Genomic DNA, 14,379 nt, shown 5'->3' with positions numbered 1-14,379 from the left:
GAGAAGATATGAAAGAAAAAGAGCGTTTAATTATAGAATCGGCTATGAAGTTATTTGCTACTAAGGGTGTAAATGCGACATCAGTGCAGGAAATTGTGACAGCTAGTGGTATATCTAAGGGAGCTTTTTACTTATATTTTAAATCGAAAGATGAGCTTTTATTAGCGACACTTCGATATTATTATGACAAAATCCAAAAGAAAATGCTGGATATTGAACAAGAGTCTTTATTACCACGTGAAAAATTTGCAAAACAATTACATTGTCAGTTTAATGATATACAAAAGCATAAAGAATTTATTATTATGCATGCGAGAGAAAATGCGATTCCGTTTAATAAAGAAGTAGAAGAATTTATGATGCGGATGAAGTTAGAGTCTCATGCATTTTATCGGAATAGTTTATTGTCCATTTATGGTGAAAAGGTTATGCCATATTTATTGGATTTAGTAATTATGGTAGAAGGCATATGCCGTGGGTATTTAGAATTAATTATTTTACAAGCACCAGAAATTGATTTATCGTATGTAGCTGCTTTTATTTTAAAAAGAGTAGATAATTTAGTAGATGGCTTAGTAGAATCTTCGGAAGAACCTATTTTACATGAAGAAAAGCTTGGAGAATTCCTTTGTAAATCAGAGCTTATTAAGGAACAAGTTAAAGAACATTTTTTAAAAGAGATTATTGTATTTAAGCGCACTTTAGCTGATCAATTAGAGGATGATGAGCTGTTGGTTACATTAGATGTTTTAGAGGCGGAAATACGATTGCTTAATCCAAGAATTCCGGTAATTAGAGGTATGTTAGCAAATTTAGAGGCGTATCCGGAATTAAAAGAATTTCGATTACGCCTTATAGGATACTACAATATAAAAAATTCTTAATAAAAATAAGTAAAAAACTCCTTGTCTACACAAGGAGTTTTTTCTTAAAGACTACTTACTATTTTGAGACCATTCTTCAACATCCCAAACTTTTGTGATCCAATCTTCATAGAAGTCCGGTTCGTGACATACAAGGAGAATTGTTCCTTTATATGCTTTCATAGCCTTCTTAAGTTCCGCTTTTGCTGTAACATCAAGATGGTTTGTCGGCTCATCAAATAATAGCCAGTTACTTTCCTCACCCATTAGCTTACATAAACGAACTTTTGCTTGTTCTCCACCACTTAATTGACTTAATGGGCGAGAAATATGTTCATTTTTTAATCCGCATTTTGCTAACATCGCACGAATTTGATGCTGGTCTAGGCCAGGGAATGTATTCCATACATCATCAATTGGTGTTATATTATCAGCTTTAACTTCTTGTTCAAAGTATGCAGGCTCTAAGAAGTCACCAAGACTTGTTTTACCGCTTAAAGGTTTAATTTTACCTAAGATTGTTTTTAGCAACGTTGATTTACCAACACCGTTACATCCAACAATAGCAATTTTTTCACCACGTTCAATCGTCATTGATAGCTTTGGTAGTAGAGGATGCGTATATCCGATTTCTACATTTTCACCTTCAAAGACGAAGCGACTACTTGCGCGACTTTCTTTAAATGAGAATTCAGGTTTAATCGCTGTTTCTGGGCGATCAATAAGTTCCATGCGATCAAGTTGTTTTTGACGACTCTTTGCACGACCTGTCGTTGAATAACGAGCCTTGTTCTTTGCAATGAAGTCTTCTTGCTTTTTGATAAACTCGCGCTGCTTTTCATAAGCGTTTATATGTTGATTTTTATTGATTTCTGCTAGTTCTAGGAATTTTTCATATGTCGCTGTATAGCGTGTCATTTTTGTGAATTCTAGATGGAAAATAACATCAACACATTTATTCATAAATTCCGTATCATGAGAAATCAATAAGAATGCATGTGGGTATTCTTTCAAATAATTTGTTAACCAATGAATATGTTCAACGTCTAAATAGTTAGTAGGTTCATCAAGCAATAACACTTCTGGCTGTTCAAGTAATAGCTTTGCAAGCAATACTTTTGTACGTTGTCCACCACTTAGTGCTGAAACATCACGATCTAAACCAATTGCATCAATTCCAAGACCACGTGCAGCCTCTTCAATTTTCATATATAGTAAATAGAAACCACCTGCTTCAAGTGCATCTTGTATTTCTGCCATTTGCTCAAGAAGTTCTTCTAGTTCTTCTGGTGTAGCAGTTCCCATTTTTTCTGTAACTTCATTTAAAGCTTTTTCCTTTTCGAATAACGGTAAAAATGCATCCGCTAGTACGTCACGGATTGTACGCCCAGGCGTTAAAACAGTATGCTGATCTAAGTAGCCATAATGTGTGCCCGGTGTCCATTCTACGCGACCTTGGTCATGAATAAGCTGACCAGTAATGATATTCATGAATGTTGATTTACCAACACCGTTTGCACCAACTAATCCAACGTGTTCACCTGCTAATAATCGCATAGATACATCTTTAAATAATGTACGATCGCCAAATGTATGTCCTAATTTTTCAACTGTTAATAAGCTCATAGTATCCTCCGTCCAACTTGAAATAGTACCTTGAATCATGATACTAAATTCTTTCATATAATGCCATCATTTCAAAATGTATATTTTTTCAAAAGAAGTGTTTGTAAATGTTAGTATATAAAAAAGTTACTTCTACCTACAGAAGTAACTTTTTGGTTATGCCTTTTGTTTAACTTCACTAACTTTCTTTTCAGCTACAATAAAATGCGGTCTACGTTTTGTTTCATAATAAATACGACCGATATATTCACCAATCACACCTAGGAATATGAGTTGAATACCGCCAATAAATAGTATAGCGGAAATGAGAGTAAAGTAACCAGGAACTTCCACACCACCAAGGATGATTTGAACGAACGTAGTGATTACGTATAAAAGTCCTAAAATGGTTGTTAGTAATCCGAGATATATAGATAGACGTAACGGTTTATTATTGAATGAAATTACACCATCAATTCCGTAATTTAATAATTTCGAGAAGGTCCATTTACTTTCTCCATCAGAACGTAATACATTTTCATATTCAATGATTAATTCGTTATAACCAATCCAAGAGAATAAACCCTTTGAAAATCGGTTGTATTCACTTAAAGACACTAAAGAATCCACTGCTCTTCGACTTAAAAGTCTAAAGTCACCAATACCATCTACTAATTCAATATCTACAAACTTATTCATCACCTTATAGTAAAGACGAGAGACGAAAGAGCGAACAGGTGAATCACCAGTTCTTGTTCTTTTTGCAATGACTTGGTCGTAGCCTTCGTTATATCCTTCTAACAATTCTTTTATTAACGTAGGAGGGTGTTGTAAGTCAGCATCCATAATAACAATTGCATCGCCTGTAGCATATTTTAAACCAGCTAACATTGCAGCTTCTTTTCCGAAGTTTCGACTAAATGATATATAGTGTACCGATGAATCTGCACTAGCTAAATCACGTAAAATATTTAATGTATCATCTTTACTACCATCATTAACAAAAACAAATTCATAATCGGTAGTTAATTTATGAATTTCAAGAGAAGTCTCTGAATAAAAGGCACGAAGCACCTTTTCTTCATTGTAGCATGGTACTACTATTGAAAGGGTCATGTTAGGACCTCCTTAGGTGTAATTTTAAAGTGGGCATGAAGTAAAAGTGAAGCAATCATCTTCAACTTTTACTTCACTTCATTTTAATACCTTTTTTTAAAACGACTTTTTAATTTTGAATATCTTTTCGTATCTCCAAGAACTAGAAGCGAGATGCAAATGATAAATGAAATGATAGAAATAACGAGACCCATTTTGAAATAAGGTGTGACGTATTTCATTTCAACTACATGTTGCCCTTTGGAAATAGGAACGCCAATAAAGGCGGAATTAGCCTTCGTAAATTCCGTTTCTTTACCGTCAACTTTTATTGACCATCCTTTACTATATGGTACCGATAAATATAGTAATCCATCTTTAGTGGAATTAATATCACCTTTTAAGGAGTTACCTTCATAGTAAATGTTTTGTAGGCTATTTTCTTTTAAAGTATTTACTTTTTTCGGGACAGTCTGATAGTTAGTACTGTTGATTTGTAAATCTTTCAACTCATATTGACCAGGAGTAGGAATAGAAATGATTAGCTCGGTTGGCTTTGCATCTTTTCCTAAGTTGTAAACAAATCTTTCTAACGGATAAGCATAAGCTCCATCTTCATTACCTTTTATCATAGATTTGTTATTCACGGTAACCCCAAATGATACCTTGTTTATATTTCTAATTTTAATTTCAACAAGAAGATCACCTAACATATCGTTATTATCAATAGGTACTATTATACGCCCATTTTCATGAACAGTGAGTATATCTTTCTCTTTCTCTATATTTTCCCACTTCATTTTATTTGGATTAATCTTAATTTGTTTTGAATCTAGCTGTTTTGTATTAAATTGTTTTAGTGGGAGACTTCCAACATCATTTACAACTACAGCATCTAATAAAAGTTGATCTTTCTCGGCAAAATTAAGTTTTGAAAATTCTTCATCACTTATTCCAGCTTCGTATACATAGCCTAATGGTAGTGCAAATTCATTTTTATAAATGTTGTAAGGACCTACTTGTTGTAAATGCTTATAACCATAAGGAATTTCGGTTTTATTAGCACCTTCACTTAGTACATAATATTTTACCCCTAGCATGTTCTCAAGGAATAATCGTTTATCTAACTGGAAGAACATAGATGGACTATCGTATCCTTGGAAAACATTGTACTTATTTTTCATAAAGTCATGAACATGATAATTGACTAAGCTTTGATAAGTACTTGTACCATGATAACCTTGCAACATCGGCGTATTTTTATAATTATTGTTTGGATTGATAATTCGATAAAAATCTTTATCTTGATTTTGTATGTAACGAATTGCATCAATTTCATCCTTATTATCAAGACCTGGCCCGTGTAATGATTCTTTTGTCACGCCTGCTTGATTAAAGTGTTTACTAAGAGCAAAATCTGAATAGAAGTAATTAATAAATATTACATTGACGAGTACATTTAATACAATGAAACATTGTAAGGCTACTTTTGATAAATAGCGCCATAGTAATATTGTAATAATAGATAATACAGTAGTGCAAATTAAAATTTTATCAATTGTTTGTAGCGGCTGTGCATTTATATTTACTTTTCTATAGAATGCGTAAATAAATAATGTTGTTGCTAGCAAAGGACCTATTAAAGAATTGACCTTTTGTTTGTTGAGTAGCATCCAATCTAAAATGTAGGCGACAGTTTGTGCAACCACAAATGCAAATAAGTAAAACCATCTGTATTGCATGGCAGAAAAGCCATTAAATACGGAATACGTATATGGAAGCATATATAGCACTAACATAAACCCAGTAAAGGTTAATTTATTTGTGACAAGTTTATTGCGTATTAGAAGCGCGCTAGTAATAAGGAAGAGGATGAAAACAGGGAATGCAAGCTGATAATCCTCTGTATTATTAATGAAAAAGATACTTTCCATTAAGTTTTTATAAAACGTACCTTCAAAAAATAACGGTATAGTAAATTTTGTAGCGAGTCGATCGGAACTAAATACACCATTTACAGATGGTATAAAGCAAACAGCAGATAAACCTAGTGATAAAGCATATAGAAAAGCAATTCTAATATAATAAATTATAAATGTTTTAATTGTTTTGTTCTGCTGTGTAGCGAAATATTGGAAAAAGGCATAAATATAGATAAAAATACTAGTAATGAAAGCGAAATAGAAATTTGATGCAAGCATAAGTGCTGTTGCAAACAGGAATAACCCTTTTTTTCGCTCTAAAATATATTTATCTAATCCCCATATTACTAAAGGTAAAAACACTATAGCATCTGCCATGAAATCCCATAATAAAGAATGGCGAATGAAAGTTACACATCCTCCATATATAATGGCAGAAATGAAAGAAGAAAAAATAGTTTTATTGTGATAACGTAAAGAACCATACATGAATAACATAGCTAATGTACTCTTTAAAATACTCATATATAGTTTCATCTCAAAGATTTGGTCAAAATTTAGTTTAGGAAGTAGAAGCGTAAGCCAGAAAAATGGTGCTGTACTATAGTAATAACTAAATTCTCCGAATAAATCTCCACCTAAGCCATAATCCCAAGACCAAAATAAATTTCCATCTTTAAATGCGTGTTGTAAAAGGAATGTAAAGAAACTAAATTGTGATAATGCATCTCCTGTACTAGAAAATACATTGTCTGATTTTAGGAAAAAGTAATGAAAAGCAAATGCACATATTATTAATAATGGAATAATAATAAGTGTGCTTTTAGTGAAAAATGTTCTTTTATTTACTTCTGAAGTCATTAAATAAATAAGCCTCCTTAAATGCAATTGCCATATTCTTCATCTCTGGATATCGTTTTAGGATGAAGAAAAACTGTGTATGAATCGGCGATTTTTAATAGTATTAATAAAGTGTTTATTGGTGCAATGTGTGGTAAATTTAGGGTGTAAATAGTTAATATTTACATGAAGAATTAACTATGAATTACCTTAATAATAGGTGTTGTACATCTAGTGCTGTTCGTTTCCAAGTATAATCATTCCAGAAAGGCAAGTCAATTTAAGATATAGATTGAAAAAGGGCTCATTTTCTAAGTGAAGAAGATAAAAATAAAAACTTCAAATTTGATTTGAAGTTTTTATTTTTATTTATTTTCGAGCCAGCTTTTTATTTATAAATCCTAAAATCAATCCGCGTATTTGTGGATCGATCGCAAGACCGATAATACCGTATAATATACCAGTAATTGTTAAAGCAACTAATGGGGGTAAGGTAATTAATATTGTACGGTATAGAATATAGCTGATGATAAAGGCTAAGGTATTGAATATAATCCCTTTAAATAGTAACGAGAAGCCTTTACGAACAAATAGAGTGAATCCGATTAATAACGTAATCTCGGTAAGGATAGCGGCAATAGCTGCTCCCATCATTCCGAACTGACTACCTAAGACGATGTAACTTATAACGGCAACAGCTAGTCCGATTCCCATTGTTGTTGCGCGTTTCCATTGTTGACCAATTGTCGTCAAATTATCAGCAAGTGGATAGTTAATAGATTGTAAAATGACCATAAAGGCTAAAATGGCAAGAGCATCACCAGCTGGCGCATATTCTTTGCCTAATAAAGTAACAATCCAAAAGCTTGGATCAGCGATAAATGGAATGGAGATTCCCATTCCTAAAAAAGACATCAGTTTTAATTCAAACTGAGATAGTTTTCTATGTTCATCAATATTCTTTTCATTTCCAAAGGCAAATAATTTTGGATAAAAGGCTGCTGCAATTACACCAGGTATTTGATAAAGGACTGCAGGTATTTTTGATGCAGCTCCAAAGAATCCAACTTGCTCGTACGTCGAAACTTTTTCTAATATAATAGGGCCTAACTGCGGTAAAAGCATAATGATAATGCCATTGATTGTGAAAATCAGCAGTTGATCTAAAATCCCTTTGTCCCAGCCCTTATGAACTGTCGTATGGCGGAGTACCATTATGAAGGCGATGACTCCTGTTACAAGACTAGATATCCCATACATAGCAGCGACCGTCATAAGTGACCATTTCAACGACATTCCGAGTAGAAGCGCAGCTGCGGCTGTTACACCTTGTAGTACAGAAATAATCGCTGTAAATTGCATACGTTCTGTTACTTGGAAATAAGCCATTCCAACGCCTTGTAAAGTTGCTCCAAACATTGTTGGTAGTACAACCCAATATACCATGGCGCGTAGGTAGGCATCAGTATAGAAGAACTGAGCAAAAATAGCGAAGAGTACAGAAATTACGACAGCTAATACGAAACGAATGCGTAAATAACTACTGATTAGTACGCTAATATTTGCATCCTTTCTCGTTCCTTCACGCATAAACGTATGTGTCAAACCAGCATCTGTGAAATAACAAATAACAGCGGAAACTGCTAATGCAGTTGTGAACATCCCATACTCACCGGGAGAAACGTATCTTGCGAAGAGAATCGTCGCGATAGCAAGTACAAATCGAACAGTAATATTTCCTACAAATAGGTAGGAGGCATTTTTAAGAATCTTATTTGTTTTCATGAGAAAAAACCTTTCTATTCTTTAGGACCTTTTTCGTTTGTCCTATTTGTAAATTTGATTTGTTTACGGAAAGAGAGGTGAGTACTATATTTTCAGTTTAAGAAAACAGAAATTTAATTCGTACAAACCAAAGCATTGCATATAGTTTTTTACTACGCTTTCCGTTTTTTGAATAGATTTTATGGCAATATTTCTTTATATCTTTTTTGATTAATTGAACTTGGGCATTATTTAATTGAGAGTTTTCTTTAATGTATATACAAGCATTATTGATAACAGTATAAGGGAATAAATAAGTCTCAAGAATATCAATAAGTGACTGAGGGTCTTTCGTAATGAAGTCTTGAGATTTGTTATGTACCCAATCTTTCATACGATTGAATACTTCCAACTCTTTTGTCGTTTTTAATTCATAATCTTTATACTTAGAAGAAAGATTTCCTTCTGATAAGATTCTATAATATGTTAAGTATTCATCGACATAGCATACATTTGTCACACTCATTAGTTTAAATAAAAACTCCAAATCTTCTCCCCAGCTACATCCTGGTGTAAAACGGATATTATGATTCATTGCGATAGAGCGTTTGAAAATCCAAGTACTTGTTTGAGCAACAACTTGGTGTGTTAAGAATGCTTTTGCCATATCACCTTTAATAAAGTTTGTTGTATGCTCAACCTTTTCGCCTGTTTCTTCGTAGAAATTCATATAACCACAATAGCACGCGTCCATGTTGTTTTTATGCATACTCTCGATTTGTTTCTCAATTTTAGTTGGATGCCATAAGTCGTCACTATCAAGGAAAGCCACGTATTCTCCGCTAGCATTTTCAATCCCTGTATTACGAGCTACTGAAACACCTTGGTTTTTTTGGTGAACGTATTTTACTTGACCCGGATATTTTTCCGCAAGATTTTTTACGATAGAAGGTGATTGATCTTTACTTCCATCATCTACAATTACAATTTCAATGTTTTTATATGTTTGATCCAGTATTGACTGCATCGTTTCTTCAATATATTTTTCTGTGTTATACAGGGGTATGACAACAGAAACAAGTTGTTTTTGTTCCATCATAGAATTTTTATCTCCTCAAATTTTTTATGTCTTGCACCATATATACAAGCCTTTTGAAAGGAAGAAGATTACAAGAACATCTGTATCAGTTTAACGCATATAAACTTTGTAAATCAACTTTCTATTATTGTACTTTGTATAAAAAGTATTTATTATAGAATATATTGTCTTGTAAAAATATAGAAATATAATTTGAAAATTATGTATTTGAAGGGAGAAGATGAGATGTTAAGGCGATTTACTCGCAAATCTAATGTAATCCTTTTAGGGATTATTATGATAGTCGGTTTTGCGCTTCGTTTTGCAACTTTACAAACACATGGTGCAGATTTGACCCTAGCTAGTGATGATCTAGGGTATCAAAAAACGGCAACTATTTTATTGGAAACAGGAATGTTAACATATCATGAGCCGGATAAACCAACTATTCATATTATGCCAGGTTTTCCAGCATTTTTAGCTACTGTATTTTACTTTTTTGGAAATGGCAATGAAGGCCTTTTTGTAGCTAAATTAATTATTATCCTATTAGGGGTACTTAGTATTTTACTAACTTATAAGATTGGTACTTATTTATTGAATCCCGCTGCAGGGTTAATAGGTGCTTTCTTATTAGCTGTGTATCCTCCAGAGATTGTTGTGGAAAATTTAACTTTAACAGAAGGGCCGTTTCTATTCTTTTCATTGGGATTATTATATTGGAGTTTAAAATTAGCTGATACTCATAAAACGAAACATTTCCTAATTGTATTAATTTTCTACTTTTTAGCATTGTACTTACGCGTACAAGTTGCTTTATATCCAATACCATTATTTATATATCTCTTAATGAAGCGCTATCCATTCCGCATTATGATGAAGCAAGCGATTATAAGTATAGGAATAGGACTTATTGTACTTGGACCATGGTGGGCCCGCAATTACATTCAATTTGATAAATTTATTCCACTAACTGCTGGGGCAGGGAATCCGTTATTACTTGGAACGTATCAAGGTAAAGGTTACCCAGAAGGTAAGAATATGGCAGAACTTGAAGTAGAATTACACGCAAAGTACCCTAATCTGGAAGCACATGAATTTATGGAATTAGAAGAAAAAATAGCGAAAGATAGAATGAAAGAATGGTGGAAAACAGATAGGAATTCCATGATAGAGAGTTATTTAATCTTGAAGCCAGAAATTATGTGGAAAAAACCGTATTATTCTATAGAGCATAATATTGAAGTATTTAATGTTTCTGCAAAGGATATGAATGAAATACATAATTTTATTAAGACGATGTTTTTAATATGTACTATACTTTCATTTATCTTCCTTTTAAAAAGGTGGAGAGAGACTACATTTTTATGGTCAATTCTTTTACTGCAAACAGCCTTAACTTGTTTTTATGCCGCATATGAAAGATATGCATTACCGTTAATCCCATTTTTATTTATTATAATTGGAGTAGGAACCGTGGCAACGGTTATGAAAATTAGTAAATTATTAATTAGCAAAAAATAGTTTGAAATAAAAAACATCTTAATTTTTCAAGGAAATTAAGATGTTTTTTATATATATTCATATTTAAATGAAAAACTATTCGTTATCAGTTTCATTTTTTGTTTGTGTTACGTTTAATTTTTGCTTTAATAACGCATAATCTTGCGTTAATGTTACAAGTTGATGGTGTAGCTTAGAAATTTTTCTTGTTAAGTCAAAAATTAAAATGAAACAGAATAATAATCCAAATAAGAATAAGATGGATGGTGGATATTCTACTTTTAATAGTTTTCCAATCCAATTTATAATTTTATCAGTAGAACTTAAAATAGCCATTGCAACACAAACAAAAATCCACAAAATAGCATATTTTGTTTCTAAAGCCCCGCGACGAATAGAATTAATAATTAAGAAGAATAATAACAAAATAAAGATGAATGAAAAGGTAATTATATGCATTCACTATCAACCTTTCACGATTTTTTGCATCAATATAGCAAGACTTACTTTAATCATGTAATATGCAGATTTAAGAGGTGTGATGGAAGATTGTCCACCTTGTCGCTCTTGCATATTTACAGATATCTCATTAATGCGAAGTTTTTTCTTTTTTAAATGAATAAGAACTTCTGGCTCTGGATAATCTTTTGGATAATTGTGTGCAAAAATCGTAATTACTTCTCGATTGATAGCACGATATCCAGAAGTTGGATCCATAAATGTTTGTTTCGTTAACACTTTCAGTAGAGCAGTAAAATAAAAAATACCAATTCTTCTTGAAATACTACCTTTGTAAGCTGTTTTTTCTGTAAAGCGTGAACCCAGCACCATATCACATTGGCCTTCAGCGATAGGCTGTATAATTTTGTATAAATCATCCGGATTATGTTGTCCATCAGCATCGAACTGAATTGCAATATCATATCCATTCTCATATGCGTATTTATAACCAGTTTGTACAGCTGAACCGATGCCCAGATTATATGGTAGATTAATAAGATGAACTGGGAAATTTTTTACGATTTGAGCTGTTTTATCTTGTGAACCATCATTAATAACGCAAATGCTTAACGCTGTAAAATGTTGTTTTAGTTCTAGTAATCTTGTTAATGTATCCGCAATTGCTTCTTCCTCATTATAGGCTGGAATAATAATCAAAGTTTTTGGTATTGAAATTGGTACCTCGATAGACATTACCGCACCACCCCTTACATATTTAACTATATTATGGTTATTTATAAACAACTTTACTTAATATACCATTAAAAGTATAAGAAAATAAAGGAAAAACTGATGGGTTATTTTAGGGGGAGGCCACTGAACACAAAGGCAAGCGATAGTATTTTTTATAATAAAAAATACATGCAAGGAAGAGCCTGTGCATGTATGATGAGAAGATTATGTTAAATATTCCAAGGCTTACTTAAAGTTAAAACTTCAGCCATCTCTTTACTTTTTAAACGTCCTTTTTTTCGGTTTTCCGCGCGTTCTAAACCGGTTTTGTGTAACCAATGTTCTTCCTGAGTTTCAGGGAGTACTTGTGGTACAGACGAAGGTTTTCCATCTTTTATTGCTACAAATGTAATGAAGCAAGTAGCAGCAATTCTACGCTCGCCTGCTAATAAATTTTCTGCAATTACTTTTACGAAAACTTCCATTGAAGATTTCCCTGTATAACATACGAATGCTTCATAACAAACAGAATCAGCTTGGTGAATTGGAGTTAAAAAATCAACTGAATCAATAGATGCTGTTACGCAATGTTTACGACTATGTCTTGCAGCCGCAATTGAAGCAATACTATCAATTTCTGCTAATAATTTCCCCCCAAAAAGTGTTTGGTGATTATTTAAATCGTTAGGAAAAACACGTGTTGTCTTAATTGCTTTAGATTCTCGCATGAATTTCTTTTCCATATATTCAGCCCCTATAGTCTGTTTTCAATCAGAATAATATGTGTAAGCTTAGTACTCATATTAGATATTTAATGAAGTAAAGTGTAGTCCAAAAGAGTATTATTTAAACTTCTGTATTTGTATTCATGTAACTGAAAGAAAATTTATTTTATCTAAAATGTAGTGTAAAAGAGGATTCGCTTACATTGCAAGTAAAAAGTAATGACTATGTATTTGTCATAGAAATTCTCTATCAGCGGTGTACCCATTCATGATAGAATCGTTTTGTTATGAATGGAAATAGAGGTGCAATGGACATATGAATCATATACAAACAAATTTTTCATCTTTCTTCAATAAAATTATAATCGGTGCAATGCTAGCATTTTTTGTTTATAGTTGCTGGGCAGCGTTTGAGACAAGTAAGCAATTCTTTGGAGGAAGTACAACAAGTGTAACAATCATTTTGGCAATTTTCGTCATACTCATTTTGTTAGTGGCATCAATTCTACAATATCGTTTTACAGATAAACAATTTCTTGTTTTTCTTATAAGTATATCTATAGTTGTGAGGCTTAGTATGCTGTTATTTGTAGATGCTCCAATAATTGGTGATATGAAAGTGATGTATGAGTCTGCAAAGCAGATTGCAATTGGTAATAATATAGGGACTGTCACTCATTTGCCTTTTATTATATATGAGTCAGTAATTATTCGTATATTTGGTGATACATTATTCGCTTTACAACTATTTAATGTGTTATTTTGCGCAGGAACCGCATTTTTTATTTATCGTATTGCGGCAATGGTTTTTGGAGAAGAATGCGGTCGTATTGCTTCTATATTTTATGCTCTGTATATTCCAAATATATTGCTGAGTTCCGTATTAACTCCTGAGTCACTTGCAATATTTTTATTTTATTTTGCTTGTTACATACTTTTATATAAAGGGTTAGATCATCCTTATATGTGGGTGTTTTCAGCGGTTTTATTTGCATTTAGTAATATGATTTTTCCAATGGGATTATTTCTTCCTATTTTTATCACGGTATATGTATTATTAATTGAAGTGTCTCAATCAGCACCGAAACAAAAGGTGTTACTAAAGATGGTAGGGATACTTATTCTATTTTATAGTACTCATTTTGGTGTGAATTATGGAATTAAGGCAATGGGACTGTCACAATATACGATTGAGAATGAGACATATGTTCAATCTGTTTTAATTGGGAAAACGAAACATGAGGAAAACATATCGAAAAATCAAAGTATAACAGAGCATATTGATCAAAAGTTAAAAGAGATTGAGGGAGAAAGATTTAAACTTTTAGAACCGATGATAAATCAGTTTTCAGATGAGGGGATAAATTCTATTCTTTTCAAATGTGAAAAACTGATATATATAGCCGTAACATTGTTTATGACTATAGCTCTATTACACTTTCTTATTAAGAAACAACAAAATGAGGGATATATGTTGTTCTTATTTTTAATTAGTGGCTACGTATTGTTAAAGTTATTCCAAGTAGATATGGTATATTACAATGTAATTATGCCGGCATTGTTTATTTTGCAGAGCTTTGGTGTTTATATGAGTTATGTGTATTGTCAAAAAATATTTTTCAGAAAATAAAAAGAATCCATTCTGGATTCTTTTTATTGATGGAAGATGAAATTTAGTAGTCAGTGCAAAATGGAAAGTATGCCGGACCTGAATTTTATCCCGTTATTTTCCAGGTAGTAAGCCCCCCACCTCAAAATCAGCGAAAGCAAAGAAGTTAGGTGGGGGCGGACCGCCTGTAAAAGCCCGATTG

The 14,379-nt window shown here is 32.5% G+C and carries 11 protein-coding genes; 3 read left to right on the top strand and 8 right to left on the bottom strand.

Features of this window, described 5'->3' with window-relative positions:
- Positions 1-8 precede the first annotated feature (8 nt).
- Entirely contained in the window at positions 9-884 is an 876-nt protein-coding gene (locus tag BC_RS27100) for a TetR/AcrR family transcriptional regulator (RefSeq protein WP_000659648.1), read from the top strand.
- A 51-nt stretch (positions 885-935) separates the two neighbouring features.
- Here the strand turns inward: BC_RS27100 and BC_RS27095 are convergent, their stop codons facing one another.
- The 5 genes from BC_RS27095 to BC_RS27075 form a co-directional block, all read right to left on the bottom strand.
- Positions 936-2,489, bottom strand: a complete 1,554-nt coding sequence (locus BC_RS27095; RefSeq protein WP_164928353.1) for an ABC-F family ATP-binding cassette domain-containing protein — start codon at positions 2,487-2,489, stop codon at positions 936-938.
- Positions 2,490-2,645: 156 nt separating this feature from the next.
- Positions 2,646-3,584 carry a glycosyltransferase family 2 protein gene (locus tag BC_RS27090; RefSeq protein ID WP_000175826.1) on the bottom strand — a complete coding sequence of 313 codons (939 nt, stop codon included), beginning with the start codon at positions 3,582-3,584 and terminating at the stop codon, positions 2,646-2,648.
- A gap of 83 nt (positions 3,585-3,667) precedes the next feature.
- Positions 3,668-6,346: a YfhO family protein gene (locus BC_RS27085; RefSeq protein ID WP_000200226.1), complete on the bottom strand. Its 2,679-nt coding sequence runs from the start codon at positions 6,344-6,346 to the stop codon at positions 3,668-3,670.
- Positions 6,347-6,694: 348 nt separating this feature from the next.
- Positions 6,695-8,110: an oligosaccharide flippase family protein gene (locus BC_RS27080; protein ID WP_000856149.1), complete on the bottom strand. Its 1,416-nt coding sequence runs from the start codon at positions 8,108-8,110 to the stop codon at positions 6,695-6,697.
- Between the two features lie 97 nt (positions 8,111-8,207).
- The gene (locus tag BC_RS27075; protein ID WP_000970524.1) at positions 8,208-9,188 is read right to left on the bottom strand and encodes a glycosyltransferase family 2 protein; all 981 of its coding nucleotides are present in this window, start codon (positions 9,186-9,188) and stop codon (positions 8,208-8,210) included.
- Positions 9,189-9,413: 225 nt separating this feature from the next.
- Between BC_RS27075 and BC_RS27070 the strand changes: the two genes are divergently transcribed.
- Entirely contained in the window at positions 9,414-10,691 is a 1,278-nt protein-coding gene (locus tag BC_RS27070) for a glycosyltransferase family 39 protein (RefSeq protein ID WP_000946116.1), read from the top strand.
- Between the two features lie 75 nt (positions 10,692-10,766).
- On the opposite strand, the gene BC_RS27065 is transcribed toward BC_RS27070, so the two are convergent.
- The 3 genes from BC_RS27065 to BC_RS27055 form a co-directional block, all read right to left on the bottom strand.
- Positions 10,767-11,129: a DUF2304 domain-containing protein gene (locus tag BC_RS27065; protein ID WP_000547570.1), complete on the bottom strand. Its 363-nt coding sequence runs from the start codon at positions 11,127-11,129 to the stop codon at positions 10,767-10,769.
- Positions 11,130-11,135: 6 nt separating this feature from the next.
- Positions 11,136-11,864 (bottom strand): glycosyltransferase family 2 protein, encoded by a 729-nt coding sequence (locus tag BC_RS27060; RefSeq protein WP_000021473.1) that lies wholly within the window; start codon positions 11,862-11,864, stop codon positions 11,136-11,138.
- A 209-nt stretch (positions 11,865-12,073) separates the two neighbouring features.
- Positions 12,074-12,586 (bottom strand): acyl-CoA thioesterase, encoded by a 513-nt coding sequence (locus BC_RS27055; protein ID WP_000412124.1) that lies wholly within the window; start codon positions 12,584-12,586, stop codon positions 12,074-12,076.
- Positions 12,587-12,884: 298 nt separating this feature from the next.
- On the opposite strand from BC_RS27055, the gene BC_RS27050 reads away from it, so the two are divergent.
- Positions 12,885-14,198 carry an ArnT family glycosyltransferase gene (locus BC_RS27050; RefSeq protein ID WP_001015618.1) on the top strand — a complete coding sequence of 438 codons (1,314 nt, stop codon included), beginning with the start codon at positions 12,885-12,887 and terminating at the stop codon, positions 14,196-14,198.
- The last annotated feature ends 181 nt before the right edge of the window (positions 14,199-14,379 follow it).

Source organism: Bacillus cereus ATCC 14579, assembly GCF_000007825.1.
Lineage (GTDB): Bacteria > Bacillota > Bacilli > Bacillales > Bacillaceae_G > Bacillus_A > Bacillus_A cereus.
Note: the sequence above shows the minus strand (reverse complement) of the source record. Positions and strands in the feature narration are given on the sequence as shown.

What these genes read in the sequence shown, in the direction of transcription:
- BC_RS27090 (WP_000175826.1), bottom strand. Translation starts at nt 3,584, where the DNA reads ATGACCCTTTCAATAGTAGTACCATGCTACAATGAAGAAAAGGTGCTT.
- BC_RS27075 (WP_000970524.1), bottom strand. Translation starts at nt 9,188, where the DNA reads ATGATGGAACAAAAACAACTTGTTTCTGTTGTCATACCCCTGTATAAC.
- BC_RS27085 (WP_000200226.1), bottom strand. Translation starts at nt 6,346, where the DNA reads ATGACTTCAGAAGTAAATAAAAGAACATTTTTCACTAAAAGCACACTT.
- BC_RS27100 (WP_000659648.1), top strand. Translation starts at nt 9, where the DNA reads ATGAAAGAAAAAGAGCGTTTAATTATAGAATCGGCTATGAAGTTATTT.
- BC_RS27080 (WP_000856149.1), bottom strand. Translation starts at nt 8,110, where the DNA reads ATGAAAACAAATAAGATTCTTAAAAATGCCTCCTACCTATTTGTAGGA.
- BC_RS27070 (WP_000946116.1), top strand. Translation starts at nt 9,414, where the DNA reads ATGTTAAGGCGATTTACTCGCAAATCTAATGTAATCCTTTTAGGGATT.
- BC_RS27060 (WP_000021473.1), bottom strand. Translation starts at nt 11,864, where the DNA reads ATGTCTATCGAGGTACCAATTTCAATACCAAAAACTTTGATTATTATT.
- BC_RS27065 (WP_000547570.1), bottom strand. Translation starts at nt 11,129, where the DNA reads ATGCATATAATTACCTTTTCATTCATCTTTATTTTGTTATTATTCTTC.
- BC_RS27095 (WP_164928353.1), bottom strand. Translation starts at nt 2,489, where the DNA reads ATGAGCTTATTAACAGTTGAAAAATTAGGACATACATTTGGCGATCGT.
- BC_RS27055 (WP_000412124.1), bottom strand. Translation starts at nt 12,586, where the DNA reads ATGGAAAAGAAATTCATGCGAGAATCTAAAGCAATTAAGACAACACGT.
- BC_RS27050 (WP_001015618.1), top strand. Translation starts at nt 12,885, where the DNA reads ATGAATCATATACAAACAAATTTTTCATCTTTCTTCAATAAAATTATA.